A 15,203-nucleotide genomic window follows, 5' to 3' on the forward strand; every position below is an offset into this window, starting at 1 on the left:
TTAGCGTTTGATAGTGACATGAAAACAAATTTAATCACCCGAGCCGGCTGGCACAAGCTAGACGAAGAACTTAAATACCTGTGGAAGGTCAAACGACCTGAAGTGACCCAAGCGGTTTCTGAAGCAGCCGCTTTGGGCGATCGCAGTGAAAATGCCGAATACAAATATGGGAAACAAAAATTACGCGAGATTGACCGGCGCCTGCGCTTTTTAATGAAGCGACTCGATGCAGTAGAGATTATTGACCATTCGCCACAACAAGATGGCAAAGTATTCTTTGGCGCTTATGTTGAGGTCGAAAATGAAGCAGGCGAACGGGCCAATTACCGAATTGTAGGGACCGATGAAATTGACGTTGAAAAACGCTACATCACAATCAATTCGCCAATGGCGCGCGCTTTAATCGGTAAGCAAGTCGATGATGAAATCAAAGTGATGACCCCGAAAGGTGAGCAATACTGGATCGTCAATCGCATTCAGTATGTTCCGTTTGATGCACCGGAAGCTTCCTAGCCATCAAACACTTCTTATCTCATTCAATCAAATAGTCGAATAATGCAATCCATAGAAAAACAAATCGCAAGTGAAGTAAACGCGTCGGCACAGCAAGTCAAAGCCGCGGTTCAACTATTGGACGAGGGTTCTACGGTTCCCTTTATCGCTCGATACAGAAAAGAGCTAACAGGCGGCCTAGATGACACTCAATTACGTTTGCTTGAGCAGCGCCTATCGTATTTGCGGGAGTTGAATGACCGACGTTCAACCATCTTGAATTCGATTGATGAACAAGGAAAAATGACCGACGCCCTGCGTGTGGCCATTGAAAATACCGACAATAAATCGAGCCTGGAAGATTTATATCTTCCTTTCAAGCCTAAACGCAGAACCAAAGGGCACATTGCTAAGGAAGCCGGTTTAGAGCCGTTGGCAGATGCGCTTTTTCAGTCAACCGATGGTGCGCCCGAGCAGATAGCCGCTTCGTATGTTAACGCAGACAAAGGCGTAGCCGATGTGAAAGCTGCGCTTGAGGGCGCTCGTTACATTTTAATGGAACGTTTTGCTGAAGATGCGGCTCTCGTGGGGAAAGCTCGTCGTCACCTCACCCATCATGCACAATTCACCGCGACCGTGATTGCAGGCAAAGAAACGGCGGGGCAAAAATTTAACGATTACTTTGAACATTCTGAGGCTTTATCAAAAGTACCTTCTCATCGCGCTCTTGCGATGCTTCGTGGCAGAAACGAAGGCATTCTTCAGCTCAAGTTATTGCTTCCAGATGATGTGGAATCGGGCGAAGGTTTGGTAGCAAACCACCTACAATTTAACAACAATGGTTCTGCTATAGCTAAATGGCGCCAGCAATTGGCGCAGTGGACATGGCGGGTAAAGCTACTGCTTCAACTTGAAAATGAGCTAGTTGGAAAACTACGCGAACAAAGTGAACTCGAAGCCATTCAAGTGTTTGCGCGCAACTTAAAAGAACTTCTCATGGCGGCCCCTGCCGGTCACAAGGCCACTATCGGTCTAGATCCTGGGTTACGAACCGGTACCAAGGTCGCCGTGGTTGACGCCACCGGAAAACTTCTCGATCACACGACTATTTATCCGCACGCACCGCAAAAGCAATGGTCGCAGTCCTTGTCGGTGTTGAGCGCATTGTGTAAGAAACATCAGGTGAGCCTAATTGCAATTGGCAACGGCACGGCTTCGCGTGAAACCGACAAACTTGCTGGCGAGCTAATTAAGCTCAATCAATTACCTCATTTACAAAAAATCATGGTCAGCGAAGCTGGCGCATCGGTTTATTCGGCCTCTGAGTTTGCCGCCAACGAATTTCCAGATCTGGATGTTTCTATTCGGGGTGCCGTGTCGATTGCCCGCCGCTTGCAAGATCCGCTTTCAGAGTTAGTGAAAATTGACCCCAAGAGTATTGGCGTGGGTCAATATCAGCACGATGTAAATCAAAATGCACTGGGCCAAAGCCTTGATGCAGTGGTTGAAGACTGTGTGAACGCCGTGGGTGTCGATGTGAATACGGCGTCGGTTCCATTGCTCACTCATGTGGCCGGTCTGAATAAAGTTTTAGCACAGAATATCGTTTCATTTCGAGAATCAAACGGCGCATTTGAAACCCGAAAAAAGCTGCTAAAAGTGGCACGATTAGGGGCAAAAACCTATGAACAATGCGCCGGTTTTTTGAAAATCAGCCAAGGTAATAATCCGCTCGATACATCCTCAGTGCATCCGGAAGCTTACCCTTTGGTGAATAAAATTCTGGCAGCGAAACAATGGACCATTGACGATGTGTTGGGCAATTCCAGCAAACTAGCCACGCTCTGTGCTGCCGATTATGTGGATGATCAATTTGGCATTCCCACCATTACCGACATTTTGTCGGAACTTGAAAAGCCTGGGCGCGATCCGAGACCTGAATTCAAAACGGCCGAATTTAAAGATGGCGTTGAAACATTAGCCGATTTAAAGCTCAACATGGTGCTCGAAGGTGTGGTCAGTAACGTCACTAATTTTGGCGCATTTGTCGACATTGGCGTTCATCAAGACGGTCTTGTTCATATTTCCGCGTTGGCCGACGGGTTTGTTAAAGATCCAGCCGACATCGTTAAAGCCGGACAAATCGTCCGCGTGAAAGTATTGGAAGTGGACATTCCGCGCAAGCGAATTGCGTTAACCATGCGCATGTCGGACGATGCGCAAGACCACGAAACCAAAAAGACTCAACCACGCGCATCTAAACCTCGAAAGTCGTCCCCGAACCGTACTCAATCGAATCAAGCAAACTCAAACAATTCAGGCTTTGGGAATGCCTTTGCAGATGCCTTTGCAAAAGCAAAGAAGAACTAGTCACCCACCCGCGGGTTCTAGAATGAATCTGCGGGTTGTCTTGCAACAAAGGACGTTTGAATGAAGCCTTAAGCGCTCAATTGGAATGAAGATTTTGCCACGCTCGACACAGAGCTGTTGCGGTACACAGCTGAAATAACGTCATTACGTTTGGCCATTTCAGCAATTGCGCTATTCACTTGAGCTGGAGCAGAAAAACCGGCAGTCTCTTTCGACTCTAGCGCACTATTTATCGCACTTGAGGTCGTAGAATTCTCTCCAGAAAACTCCCTTGGCGCCGCATTGGGCTGAGACGATGACGCCTCGCCAGACAACAGCTCAGCCTGAGCCTGTGCGATTTGGCGATTGGCTTCAGCAGCCACTTTTAAGTCTTGTGCAGAAGGTTCAGCCGGTGCCGTTGCAGCAGCACGAACCTGACGCATTTTAGTAATTGTTGCTTGAGGGTCGCCTTGAATGGGCGTTAAATCAATTGAAACAGTGCCTTCTACAGCATATTGACGCCCATCAGGGCCACGCTCATAGCTGTAGTTAGGTGCCCCCGCATACTGACCACCAACCGATGCATGAGCACGTTCATGCGCTTTAACTTCCAAATCACGGCTTTGCAGTTCAGCAAGCTCTACCTGCTCTCGAACGTCTTGAGCTGATTCTTCAGATGTACTTTTTGATTGCGCGCTGGCGTTTGAATCGCGCTGGCCACCATTGGGCTGCTGGTCTTGGTCACTTGCATTTTGCTGTTGAGATTCCGGATCGCCCTCAATGGCATCCACCACATCCGTGCTTTGATTTAATCGAGAACTCGAATCAGACAGAGCAGCTTCCCCACCGGCGCGTTGACGAGGCTCTTTGGTGTTTCCGCGCTGTTGCTCTTGGTCTTTCGCAATACCTGGCTCTCGCGGAAAAGGTTCCACTTGTGAAGGCTGGCGAATCACCTCTCGAACTTGGTTGTCATGCGCCAAAGCCTGAGTCTGCGGATTAACCGGACTCAATGGGACATGTGCATAATTAGAAACCAAGTTCATACGATGTTCTCGCTAAACCGTTACATCAATTAAAGTGCCAACCATTTCATCGGCCGTTTTGATCAATTTGGCACCGGCCTGACTTTGTACTTCAGCCAATGTTAAATTCACCAATGCCTCGGTCACGGCAGAACTTTCAGCTTGCGCGGGTTCAACAATCGAACTGGCAATTGTTTGTGCGCTTGTCGCAGCAGTAAACTGTGCTTGATTGACCGCATATAAACCTGATTGACCAATACTATTCATGGTAAATTCTCAAACCCTCAACTGTTCAATTATCGTACAAAGTGAAGATATTTTAAACCCCTTTGATCTCAATTATACCGATTGAGCCTGAACCACAACTGAATAAGCCCTGACTTTACTCAGTGTCAAAGCCTGTGCTCGCGTCAACGATCCAATCCACGGTATCTCCTAACTGACTGATAAAAGGCGCGTGTGAAGACGCCGCGAAGACGGTAACGGGTTGATGAGGACGATATTCTCGCAACCAAGTCGCCAGAGCTTTGGGCACGAGTCCATCTTTGCGCCCCAATAACCATGCAGCCGGGGGCTGGGATAGCGTATCGACATTGCGATAGTCAACTTTGGCTAAAAACGAAAGTCCATCAGCTAAAGCGGATTGGGAGGGGCTTGGTTTAGATAAAACCTGCGCTCGAAGCGATTTAATATCAGATTTCAGTGTCTCGCTTCCCATGGCTTGAATCGCCAAAAATCGTTCGATGGTCTGATTCGGGTCGTGTGACAATTGCTCAGCAAATAGAGCAAGAACTTCCGGTTTGATTCCACGCCAAGACTGCTGTGTTACGGCTTGAAAATAAGGCGACGATGCAACCAGCAGTTGTCCAATAATACGTTCTGGGTAGCACTGTGCTGCTCGTTGAACAAGTAAACCTCCCAGCGACCAACCCAGCCAAATAGCTCGCTCCGGGAGTTGCGGCAATAATTGTTCGAGCCAAGCATCGATGGAGCTTGCTGCCTCACATTCGGGTTGATCTCCAAATCCAGGTAAGTCGATCAGCGAGCAACAATACTGCTGTTGGAGCGCGTCCACTAACTCTTGAAATACCGCACTGTTCATACCCCACCCGTGCAGTAAAACTAAATTGGGCCCTGTTCCAACTCGCGAGACTGCCATTTCCCTTCCATACTCTTGTTATCTAAAAACACGGATATGTTAGGGATTAATGGCATGGATGCCAAATCACGATTATCAAAGTTGCTTTATAGCGCCGTACGTCCGCAATGTTGTTTGTGCCAAATGCAGGCTCAAACTTCGCAATGGCCCATATGCCAAACCTGCTATGCGCAATTACCTTTATTTGAAACAGGCTGCTCATGCTGTGCCATGCCGCTGTCTGACCATGATTTAGTATGTGGATATTGTCAGGCCACCCCCTCGCCTATCGCGCAAACAAAAGCCCTTGGATTTTATACCCATTCGATGCGCGATTTGGTCACTCGCTTTAAATACCACTCAGATTGGGTCGCCGGCAAAGCTCTGACTCAGTCGTGGATACATCGTTGCACCGTCAACGATAAACCCGACTGCTTGGTTCCGGTACCGATGCATCGCACCAAATTAGCCAAGCGTGGATTCAATCAAGCCACTGTCATCGCACATGAGTTGGGGCGTGCGCTTGGTATTCCAGTGGACACTCATACTTGCACACGTGTTCAGGCTGGCCAGTCACTTACAGGGCAAACTCGAAAAGAACGGTCGCTGCAAATACAAGATTGTTACCAAATTCGCCAATCAGAGCATCAACACATAGTTTTAGTCGACGATGTGGTGACATCCCAAGCCACTAGCTTTACGCTGGCGAATCAATTCATTAAGCTAGGCGCCACTCGCGTAGACATGTGGTGTTTAGCGCGAACACCTTAGCTTTGCTTGTTTATCCAACACAGAAAGCGGTACAATAACCAAGTAAAAGCCTCAAGTATTCCGGTGACTAGGATTCGTAATGATCGATATTAAACCAGACGCTCAAAGCCATTTTGTAAAACTATTGAGCAATCAGCCTGAAAACACTCGCATTCGTGTGTTTGTGATCAACCCAGGTACGCCGAGTGCTGAATGTGGTGTTTCATACTGCCCAGAAAACGCAGTCGAAGAGAATGACACATTTTTCCCATATGAGGGATTTGAAGCCGTTGTTGATGAAGACAGTAAGCAATATCTAGAAGATGCGACCATTGACTACGTGACAGACAAGCTCGGGGCTCAGTTAACTCTAAAAGCTCCCAACGCACGTATGCGCAAAGTAGACAGCGACGCGCCTTTAGTTGAACGTGTTGATTACTTGATTCAAAGTGAAGTGAACCCACAGCTGGCCAGCCATGGCGGCAATGTTTCGCTCATGGAAATTACAGACGAGGGAATTGCTGTGCTTCAATTTGGCGGCGGATGCAACGGGTGTTCAATGGTAGACGTAACGCTCAAGGAAGGCATTGAAAAGCAGTTGCTCGAACGCTTCCCTGATGAACTAAACGGTGTACGTGACATGACTGAACACCAACATGGCGACCATTCGTATTCGTGATATTATTCCAGTCACACCCCCTATGCTCATTCAGCAAAAACTGAATCAAATCGCCGGCAACCCTCGTCGGCGATTTCGTTTATTTATCCTAGGTCTATGCCTGTTTGCAGCGGCTTTGAGTTTGCTTTACGCAGGCCTCAATCACAATATCTGGCTCACCCGTGTGGGTACACTTCTATTGGCTCCAGCTTTTGTACTTTGCGCCACCAGCTATGTTGCTTTACTCATCAACCGGCTACTTAATTTTTTTCAGGACTAATACGTTTTATTAGGCAAAAGCCCAGCGTCAAACTACGTGCTGCCAAGAAGCTCAAAAATGCGATCCATAAGGCATGATTACCCAACGACTGAGTCGCCCACCAAACCGGAAAAAACACACCAACAGATGACAAAACCATAGTATTTCGCATCGTTTTAGTCGCGGTAAGCCCAACAAAAATACCATCCAACAAAAAGCACCCGACACCCGCCAACGGCATAATAATCATGTAAATAAGGTACTCGCTCGCCACATGTTGAACATCAGGCAAATTCGTCAACAAATTAATGAGAGGCGCTCCGCCAAAGGCAAAACCAAATGCGAAAATAATCGCCAGCGCTAAGCTCCAAAATGCATTCGCCGCAATGGATGTTTTTAATCTTTGCTGATTTCTTTCGCCAACGGATTGTCCCACCATCGCTTCAGCTGAATAGGCAACACCATCCAAACCGTAGCTAATTAACATCAAAAAATTCATAAGCACAGCGTTTGCTGCAACGGTTACGTCTCCCAGCCGGGCGGCCTGAGCAGTCATAAATGCAAGGCACATTTGCAGCGCCAATGAGCGCATTAAAATATCTCGATTCATGCTCAGCAAAGGTTTGATATTTTGCCAAGCTCCCCACTGTCTATAAAATGGGATTTGCTGCTTGATGTCGGGCAATTGTTTGAAACACAGCCGCCCCGCAAACAACATAGCGAAAAGGTCGGCACACACTGTAGCACTCGCTGCGCCAGCAACGCCGAACCCTAGAAACACCACAAATACGACATCTAGAGTAATGTTCACCACATTTGTCAATATGACCAAACGCATCACAGCTTGGCTTTTTTGGCGACCAATGAGCCAGCCAATAAACACCAAATTGGCCAGTGCCGCGGGCGCGCCGAAAATACGAATACTGAAATAAACTTTCGCCTGCTCGGCCACCTCAACAGATGCTTGCATCAGTTCTCGCGCCAACCACCAGATGGGCTGCCAAAACACAACAAGCATTAAACCCAAGCTGAACGCGATACCCAAGCCTTGCAACAAGATCTGAGACTGACCAACTGCATCATTGCGACCCAATGCTTGCGCTGTCGAACCTGTCGTCGACATCCGAAGAAAGCCCGCCAGCCAGTAAATAAGCGTAACCACCATAGAGCCTACGGCGACACCGCCGAGATACACCACGCTGTCGAGGTGCCCAATGACAGCGGTATCAACTAGCCCTAATAATGGAACAGTGAGATTGGCCAACACCATGGGAATTGCAATAGAACCAATCTGCCGATGCAACACGGCAGATCGCCAAGTCAGATTTGTCATTGAACGGCCGAAAGTACGTCTTTAAAGTCTGAGACGAGTTGTTTAGAACGAATAGTCGCAAGTTGACCAGGTTCGGCATGGGGCCTGAACACCGCTTGAATATTGCCGTTAGGATTTACCAAAACTATTGAAGCAGAGTGATCGACGGTATATGAATCCGGAGTTTCGCCGTCGTACATTGCATAGGCTAACCCTAGGTTGCGAGTTAGCGGAAATAGATCAGGATGTGGCCCTGTAGCTGCAACAAACTCAGGATTAAAATAGCCAATGTATTCATTAAGCCGTGCCGGAGTGTCACGCTCAGGGTCGGCACTCACAAATACGATTTGAACAGGTTTGTCTGATACATCTTGTAGCTTCGGGTATACGCTATTGAGCATTGCCAGTGTGGTGGGGCACACATCTGGGCAATAGGTATATCCCAAAAAGACCAATGACCAACGCCCTTCCAATGATGTGCGATTAAACAGCGCATTGTGTTGGTCTTGAAGTACAAACGGCGCCAGCGCTTTTTCTGGCTGATACAGCAATACCTGTTCAGACACGGCAGAGGCTGGTTGCTCGTTCAATAAGCGAGTCGAGGGCATATCCTCGGAAGATTTAGGCGACAACAACCACACATAGGTCGCAATACCTATCAGTAAAGCGAACATAGCCGCCAAAACAAGCGTCAATTGATGCTTCAAAACAATCCCTTAGTGAGACTAAGGCCGAGCGAGCGTTGCATTAAAATTTAGCAAAGTGGTCGGCCAACAAAACGACAAAGAGAAGCATAAGGTGAACGATCGAGAAACGAAAGGTCTTCATCGCCCAAATTTTTTCATCTCCCCATTTGAGTCGAATTGAGTAGTACATAAATATAGCGTTGAGCACGCTACTACCAATGAGGTAAACCGTTCCAGCCATCCCCGCTATATAAGGCAACAACCCAACAGCAAACAATAACAAAGTGTATAAAAACACGGCATTTTTAGTAAATTCTATGCCGTGCGTCACCGGTAGCATGGGAATATTGACCCGCGCATAATCATTTTTCCGGTGAATAGCCAACGCCCAAAAGTGAGGCGGCGTCCATGTAAAAATGATCATCACTAGCAAGATTGGATAGGCGTCAATTTGGCCTGTCACCGCAGTCCAACCTAATAGCGGCGGAATAGCACCCGCAATCCCTCCAATGACTATATTTTGAGGCGTAGCGCGCTTCAGATACATGGTGTAAATTCCTGCATAACCCACCAAACCACAAAAAGTGAGCATCGCAGTAAGCGGATTAACCAGCCACCACAACATCGCGCTTCCAAGCGTTGCAAGTAATGTAGCAAATGCGATTGCCCTCGGCCTTGTAACTGTTCCCCGTGGTAGAGGGCGCTGATGAGTCCGCGCCATTCTTTCATCAATGCGACGGTCCACCACATGATTGACGACAGCCGCAGCTGCCGATACAAAACCAATACCTAACATACCAAATACCGCGGGTTTCCAAGGCAGCCATCCTTGAGTCGCAAGGCACATTCCAACCAGCGCTGTTAACAAGAGTAACATCACCACATTTGGCTTTGTCAGCTGGTAGTAGTCATTCCAGCATGCATTTCCAAGCAACCAGTGAGGTTGACTAACTGAGCGATCAGAGTGCGATTTAGGGACGGTTTCAACCGCTTGGGATGTTTGGATTGAGGCTGACTTATCCATATTGAGAATCTCCAAAAATCGTCTGGGGCGCGGTACGCACCCAGAACACCACTAAACTTGCCAATAACATTAAAGCGACACCATTATGTGCAACCGCAACCGACAACGGTAAACTGGCCACAACATTGGTAATACCAAGCCCCACCTGAACGACTATCAGCGAGAGCAGCCAACTTGCAGAGCTAAGCCAACCCTGCCGAAATAGTGAAAAAGCAGCGAGAATCACAAACAGTGTTGCCACCACAGCACCAGCTCTATGCACTATGTGAATGGTCATTCGCTCGGCATATGAATGCCGCCCATACTCGTAATTGCCATCGTCCGACTTAGGTAAACTAAAGCCACCCGCAAAGTCTAACTTCTGCTGCCAGTCGCCCTCACAAATGGGAAATTGAGTACATGCAGTAGCGGCGTAATTCGCTGATGTCCACCCGCCTAATGAAATCTGCACAAACACCACAAATGCCGCCACAATGAGGCACCATCGCCCCTTCACTCTTGTGATGTCAGATGATTCACGAGCTTGCAACCGAGTGGCTAACACGCACAGCAGTACAAATATGCTGAATCCCCCCAAGAGATGTCCCATCACAACCAGTGGCATAAGCTTGAGCGTCACGGTCCACATCCCCAGCAAGGCCTGAAATATCACTAGAACCAACAGTGAAGAAGACAATAGTCGTATCGCTTTGGGACGCTTGAACCCCATAACCGCAATGACGGCAATGAATACGCCAAGCGCCCCTGCAAAATAGCGGTGAATCATTTCGTTCCATGCTTTTTGCGGTTCAACTTGTCGTTCAGGAAAGGCTTGGTTTGCGCGCTCAATGGCTTGCTGAGTATCGGGCACACTGATTGTTCCATAACATCCGGGCCAATCCGGACATCCCAACCCAGCATCGGTCAGGCGGGTATAGGCTCCGAGTAGGATCACGCCCAAGGCTAATACAATTGAGAACCATACAAACGCTTTCATCATGCACTACCCCACTCTCGATAATTTAAGCATTTTGTACAAATCAGACTTCACTGCTTTGCCTTGCGCCAAGGCTTCTTCCATGGACAGAGGAGCCGGATACATCAGCATCACTTGCCCCATGGGGTCCATTACAAAAATAGTGCCTTGCTGAGACCAACCTTCAGGTAAGTCCTCTAGCATTGCTTGCCAATAAATACCTTGAGCATCAACACTCGGGGCACTGGGACCCACTGCCACACCCACAACGCGAGATTGATATTGACCTAATGTTGTCTTTACCCGGGCCAGAAAGCTTTGCATAGCATCACAATGCGCGTCGCAAATCCCAAACACAGCCCATTTATGCTGCCACGCGCCTTGTTGCCAATTTTGTTGAAGCAGCGGCTTGTCTAAAAACACGCCACCGGATGTTGCTCCGCCCTCAAACCATTCAAACTTCAATACAATGAAGGCAAGTAAAACCGGTGCAACAAATGCCAATAATATTCCATGACCCGCGTGTAATTTCATGGCTCTCTCCTCCGGCTACGCATCACAACAACAACCAGCGCAACCGTTAATGCCAACGCCATTGCAAACCATTGGATAGCATAACCATAATGTTTTTCCGCTGACATAGTGACCCAGTTCCACTGACGAGGAAGGCCCCAATCCTGCTGTTCATCAAGCAACAACACCCAAGGGAGCAGCTCGATATCAAGCTGATCAGAAATTGCTGCGAGGTCTTCAGTTTGAATTCGATATACCGACCCAAATTGCTCCATCAGATACGCCTGATCTAACACCACTAATTGGCTTGCCGGTTTGACCCATCCGGTTACATTGATACGTTTAGGCAACGGCGGAATTTCAGGTAATACATCTCGGCTTAAATCGGCTGGAAGCCAACCTATGTTAATCAGAAAACTCTCTGAGGCTACGGTTGCGGGCACTAACAATTGATACCCAATCACGCCATTAAAACGCTGATTGTCCAACAACAATCGAACCCTTGGGTGAAGGTTTACAAGTTCCGACATGGGTAGGCCCGTTATTTTGTCGTAGGGCATTTTCTTAATATCTGTTAAAGAGAGTGGTGACTGATGCTGATGCGTTAAAAGTTGACGTTCCAAAGCTTCCTTATGTGCGCCACGCTCGCTTTGCCAAAGTCCAAGCTTGACGAGGCCAGCGATCACAATCACTGTAAACACCATGAAACTAAGCAGTCGCCAACGCGACGACTGTTGACGCTTATTTTGGATATCTAACATCATGCTTTGGCTTATCAAACTTATCATCGTCCTTTTGCTGCTGACGGTATTAGTGAACCTTGCGTTAGCGCTTAAAACAATGATTAAGCCTTCTCCTAATAAATCGATGTCTCAGTACATTGGGCGAAGGCTAATGTTCTCGGCGGCCATCGTTGTTGCCATCGTCGTGTTAGCAATATTTGGCGGTCTTGGTTTCAATCCTCGGCCTTACTGACACTAAATGACATATACAAAAATAAACAAACAGAGCCACACCACATCTACAAAATGCCAGTACCAACTCCCTGCCATAAATGCAAAATGATTGTCTTGTGAAAAATGCCCCTTCAACACCCTAAAAAATAAAACAATTAATATGATGGTTCCCAGCGTCACATGCATGCCGTGAAACCCTGTCAGCAGGAAGAATGTATTCCCGTATATTCCCGCATCGAGTGTGAGCCCCATTTCTTGATATGCATGGATGTATTCTTCGACCTGCAAAAATAGGAAACACACCCCCAAGACGATGGTGAAGAACAACCACGCATTGAGCGCCGAACGCTTTCCGGTCTCTAAACTGACATGTGCCATATGCAGCGTAATCGAGGAAATCAGAAGAATGATGGTGTTGTAAAGCGGCAGTCCCGTCCATCCCATAGCGGTTGTTTCAGTGCCGCTGGGAGTTTTGATAAGAGGCCAATGCGCTTCAAACTCTGGCCAAAGCACCGCATGTGTCATGGCATTATTTGAGCCGCCTTCTAACCAAGGTAAAGCAATCATTCGGGCGTAAAATAGAGCCCCAAAAAAAGCAGCAAAGAACATCACTTCAGAAAAAATGAACCAACTCATGCCCTGCCGGAATGAACGATCCATTTGCTCGCTATACATGCCACTCATAGATTCATTAATGACATTTCCAAACCAACCAAAGAGCATGAAAATAAGCAGAGTCGCGCCCCCCAGTAAAATCCACTGACCGTAACCACCCCCTTCATCCATTTGCTGTACCGTTGTGCCAGCCCCCACTGCAATCATGAATAAAGCAACGGCACCTATAATCGGCCAAACGCTTTGTGCGGGAACATAGTAACGTTGATATTCTTGACTCATTCCGTGGTCCTCTTTGTCTCAACAACCGCTGCAGTGCTTTCCTGCAAACGGTCGCTGATGTCATATAACGTGTATGCCAACGTTAATGTGCCAATGTCGTCAGGCAAGGTTTCATCAACGTAAAACTGCATCGGCATGACTTTTCGCTCACCCGGCGCCAGTGGCTGCTGGTTAAAGCAGAAGCATTCGAGTTTATGTAAATATTTAGCGCCCAACCCCGGCGATACCGACGGAATAGCTTGCGCAACGACCGGTACATCCTTGGGATTTTCGACAACAAAATCGACACGCGTTAACTTGCCAGGTGTAACCGTCACTGAACGTGTTAGCGCTAAAAACGGCCAGCTCAATCCGCTTGATGTTCGTGTTAAAAACTGAACCCGTATTTCCCGCGTGCTTTGGCTTTCTTGTATGGGCAAACTCGCAGCTGTGGTGTTGGTTTTTCCGTTAATGCCAGTGACATCACACAACACGTCATATAGCGGCACCAACGCAAAACCAAATGCAAACATTCCAATCACCACCCCAAGCAAACGCTTTACCAGCGACGCGTGTGACTGACCATTCGAATGCTCTGTCATTATTTAATCTCTGGCGGCGTTTCAAAGGTGTGATATGGCGCAGGAGAAGGCACGTCCCATTCAAGTCCTTCTGCTCCTTCCCACGTTTTCGCAGGTGATTTTTCGCCCCCTTTTGCCGCTTTGATAATGACCGCTAAAAAGATGAATTGAGATACTCCAAATGCGAATCCACCAATCGAAACAATCTGATTCACATCCGCAAACTGTAAGGCGTAGTCAGGGATACGTCTTGGCATACCAGCAAGCCCCAGAAAATGCATCGGAAAAAACAGCACATTGACTGAAATTAATGAACACCAGAAGTGCGCCTGAGCCAACCCTTCGTGATACATATGTCCAGTCCATTTGGGCAACCAATAGTACGCCGCAGCAAAGATAGAAAAGATTGCACCTGTCACCAGTACATAGTGGAAGTGAGCGACCACGAAATAGGTATCGTGATATTGGAAGTCAACCGGCGTGATGGCCAACATTAAGCCACTAAAACCACCAATGGTGAATAACACAACAAAGGCCAATGCAAACAGCATGGGCACTTCAAACGTCATTGAACCCCGCCACATGGTTGCCACCCAGTTGAAAACCTTCACACCGGTTGGAACCGCAATGAGCATGGTGCAGTACATAAAGAAGAGCTCGCCAAATAAGGGCATTCCAGTGGTAAACATATGGTGTGCCCACACAATGAAACTCAACCCTGCAATTGAAGCGGTGGCATACACCATTGATGCATAACCAAACAGGGGTTTGCGGGCAAAAGCGGGAATGATTGCAGAGACAATGCCAAATGAGGGCAAAATCATAATGTAAACTTCTGGGTGCCCAAAGAACCAAAAGATATGCTGGAACATAACAGGATCGCCTCCGCCAGCAGCATCAAAGAAACTGGTGCCAAAATATTTATCGGTGAGCACCATGGTGACGACCCCAGCCAACACCGGCATCACCGCAATCAGCAAAAATGCGGTGATGAGCCACGTCCAAACAAACAAGGGTAACTTCATCCAATTCATGCCTGGAGCGCGAAGGTTCACAATGGTCACTATGACGTTGATGGCCCCCATGATCGATGAGATACCCATGATGTGAACAGCGAATACGAATAACGCGGTGCTGTCAGGCGAGTAGGTTGTCGATAAAGGCGCGTAAAAAGTCCAACCAAAGTTTGGCCCACCGCCTTCCATGAACAACGAAGCCACAAGCATGGTGAATGCAAACGGTAGTATCCAAAAGCTCCAGTTATTCATTCTCGGTAGCGCCATATCAGGTGCTCCGATCATCATTGGAATCATCCAATTGGCCAATCCGGTAAATGCTGGCATTACCGCACCAAACACCATAATGAGGCCGTGAACAGTGGTCATTTGGTTGAAGAAATTGGGTTCTACGAGTTGTAGGCCGGGCTGAAATAGCTCAGCGCGAATGATCATGGCCATCGCGCCGCCAAGTAAAAACATGGCAAAGGCAAACAACAAATATAGAGTGCCAATATCTTTGTGATTAGTGGTCAATACCCACCGCATAATGCCTTTGGGTGCACCGTGGTGCTCATGCTCACCAGCGTGCTGGTCATCGGTCGTGTTTGATTCGGTCAGTGTCGTCACGATTAAC

18 protein-coding genes are annotated in these 15,203 nt (G+C 47.8%); 6 read left to right on the forward strand and 12 right to left on the reverse strand.

Annotated elements, in window-relative coordinates; all coding sequences use genetic code 11:
* Nucleotides 1–18 precede the first annotated feature (18 nt).
* Together greB and NAF29_RS14705 are read left to right on the forward strand one after the other, a co-directional pair.
* On the forward strand, nucleotides 19–513 hold the full coding sequence (greB, locus tag NAF29_RS14700) for a transcription elongation factor GreB (RefSeq protein WP_251262386.1): 495 nt from the start codon (nucleotides 19–21) through the stop codon (nucleotides 511–513).
* Nucleotides 514–555: 42 nt separating this feature from the next.
* Nucleotides 556–2,862 (forward strand): Tex family protein, encoded by a 2,307-nt coding sequence (locus NAF29_RS14705; RefSeq protein ID WP_285817794.1) that lies wholly within the window; start codon nucleotides 556–558, stop codon nucleotides 2,860–2,862.
* Nucleotides 2,863–2,930: 68 nt separating this feature from the next.
* Here the strand turns inward: NAF29_RS14705 and NAF29_RS14710 are convergent, their stop codons facing one another.
* From NAF29_RS14710 to bioH, 3 genes are all read right to left on the reverse strand, one after another.
* On the reverse strand, nucleotides 2,931–3,884 hold the full coding sequence (locus NAF29_RS14710; RefSeq protein WP_251262387.1) for a putative metalloprotease CJM1_0395 family protein: 954 nt from the start codon (nucleotides 3,882–3,884) through the stop codon (nucleotides 2,931–2,933).
* Between the two features lie 12 nt (nucleotides 3,885–3,896).
* Nucleotides 3,897–4,130 carry a hypothetical protein gene (locus NAF29_RS14715; protein WP_251262388.1) on the reverse strand — a complete coding sequence of 78 codons (234 nt, stop codon included), beginning with the start codon at nucleotides 4,128–4,130 and terminating at the stop codon, nucleotides 3,897–3,899.
* Between the two features lie 115 nt (nucleotides 4,131–4,245).
* On the reverse strand, nucleotides 4,246–5,022 hold the full coding sequence (gene bioH / locus NAF29_RS14720) for a pimeloyl-ACP methyl ester esterase BioH (protein WP_251262389.1): 777 nt from the start codon (nucleotides 5,020–5,022) through the stop codon (nucleotides 4,246–4,248).
* 54 nt (nucleotides 5,023–5,076) lie between these two features.
* Here bioH and NAF29_RS14725 point away from each other — a divergent pair, with 54 nt between their 5' ends.
* The 3 genes from NAF29_RS14725 to NAF29_RS14735 all read left to right on the forward strand — a co-directional run bounded on the left by NAF29_RS14725 (nucleotide 5,077) and on the right by NAF29_RS14735 (nucleotide 6,689).
* Complete coding sequence (locus NAF29_RS14725; RefSeq protein WP_251262390.1) at nucleotides 5,077–5,772, forward strand: ComF family protein; 696 nt, start codon at nucleotides 5,077–5,079, stop codon at nucleotides 5,770–5,772.
* A 79-nt stretch (nucleotides 5,773–5,851) separates the two neighbouring features.
* Nucleotides 5,852–6,430 carry a Fe-S biogenesis protein NfuA gene (gene nfuA / locus NAF29_RS14730; protein ID WP_251262391.1) on the forward strand — a complete coding sequence of 193 codons (579 nt, stop codon included), beginning with the start codon at nucleotides 5,852–5,854 and terminating at the stop codon, nucleotides 6,428–6,430.
* Complete coding sequence (locus NAF29_RS14735; protein ID WP_251262392.1) at nucleotides 6,408–6,689, forward strand: hypothetical protein; 282 nt, start codon at nucleotides 6,408–6,410, stop codon at nucleotides 6,687–6,689. Before nfuA ends, NAF29_RS14735 begins: the two co-directional genes overlap by 23 nt.
* On the opposite strand, the gene NAF29_RS14740 is transcribed toward NAF29_RS14735, so the two are convergent.
* The 6 genes from NAF29_RS14740 to NAF29_RS14765 are packed head-to-tail and all read right to left on the reverse strand — an operon-like array spanning nucleotide 6,670 to nucleotide 11,922.
* On the reverse strand, nucleotides 6,670–8,001 hold the full coding sequence (locus NAF29_RS14740) for an MATE family efflux transporter (protein ID WP_251262393.1): 1,332 nt from the start codon (nucleotides 7,999–8,001) through the stop codon (nucleotides 6,670–6,672). The two genes, NAF29_RS14735 and NAF29_RS14740, sit on opposite strands and share 20 nt — an antisense overlap.
* A complete protein-coding gene (locus NAF29_RS14745; protein ID WP_251262394.1) occupies nucleotides 7,998–8,687 on the reverse strand; it encodes an SCO family protein in 690 nt (229 codons plus the stop codon). Before NAF29_RS14745 ends, NAF29_RS14740 begins: the two co-directional genes overlap by 4 nt.
* 40 nt (nucleotides 8,688–8,727) lie before the next feature.
* On the reverse strand, nucleotides 8,728–9,690 hold the full coding sequence (gene cyoE / locus NAF29_RS14750; RefSeq protein WP_285817795.1) for a heme o synthase: 963 nt from the start codon (nucleotides 9,688–9,690) through the stop codon (nucleotides 8,728–8,730).
* Nucleotides 9,683–10,669, reverse strand: coding sequence for a COX15/CtaA family protein (locus NAF29_RS14755; RefSeq protein ID WP_251262395.1), 987 nt, complete (start codon nucleotides 10,667–10,669; stop codon nucleotides 9,683–9,685). Before NAF29_RS14755 ends, cyoE begins: the two co-directional genes overlap by 8 nt.
* Nucleotides 10,670–10,672: 3 nt before the next feature.
* Nucleotides 10,673–11,179, reverse strand: a complete 507-nt coding sequence (locus NAF29_RS14760) for a redox-active disulfide-containing membrane protein (protein WP_251262396.1) — start codon at nucleotides 11,177–11,179, stop codon at nucleotides 10,673–10,675.
* Nucleotides 11,176–11,922: an SURF1 family protein gene (locus NAF29_RS14765; RefSeq protein ID WP_251262397.1), complete on the reverse strand. Its 747-nt coding sequence runs from the start codon at nucleotides 11,920–11,922 to the stop codon at nucleotides 11,176–11,178. The genes NAF29_RS14760 and NAF29_RS14765 overlap by 4 nt, the downstream gene beginning before the upstream one ends.
* On the opposite strand from NAF29_RS14765, the gene NAF29_RS14770 reads away from it, so the two are divergent.
* Entirely contained in the window at nucleotides 11,921–12,133 is a 213-nt protein-coding gene (locus NAF29_RS14770) for a DUF2909 family protein (RefSeq protein ID WP_251262398.1), read from the forward strand. The two genes, NAF29_RS14765 and NAF29_RS14770, sit on opposite strands and share 2 nt — an antisense overlap.
* 2 nt (nucleotides 12,134–12,135) lie before the next feature.
* Here the strand turns inward: NAF29_RS14770 and NAF29_RS14775 are convergent, their stop codons facing one another.
* From NAF29_RS14775 to ctaD, 3 genes are read right to left on the reverse strand one after another with little or no spacing between them, the layout of a single operon-like run.
* Entirely contained in the window at nucleotides 12,136–13,011 is an 876-nt protein-coding gene (locus NAF29_RS14775) for a cytochrome c oxidase subunit 3 (protein ID WP_251262399.1), read from the reverse strand.
* Nucleotides 13,008–13,592: a cytochrome c oxidase assembly protein gene (locus NAF29_RS14780; protein WP_251262400.1), complete on the reverse strand. Its 585-nt coding sequence runs from the start codon at nucleotides 13,590–13,592 to the stop codon at nucleotides 13,008–13,010. Before NAF29_RS14780 ends, NAF29_RS14775 begins: the two co-directional genes overlap by 4 nt.
* Nucleotides 13,592–15,187, reverse strand: a complete 1,596-nt coding sequence (gene ctaD, locus NAF29_RS14785; RefSeq protein ID WP_251262582.1) for a cytochrome c oxidase subunit I — start codon at nucleotides 15,185–15,187, stop codon at nucleotides 13,592–13,594. Before ctaD ends, NAF29_RS14780 begins: the two co-directional genes overlap by 1 nt.
* Nucleotides 15,188–15,203: the final 16 nt, after the last annotated feature.

The organism is Echinimonas agarilytica, from assembly GCF_023703465.1.
GTDB classification, from domain to species: Bacteria; Pseudomonadota; Gammaproteobacteria; order Enterobacterales; family Neiellaceae; genus Echinimonas; species Echinimonas agarilytica.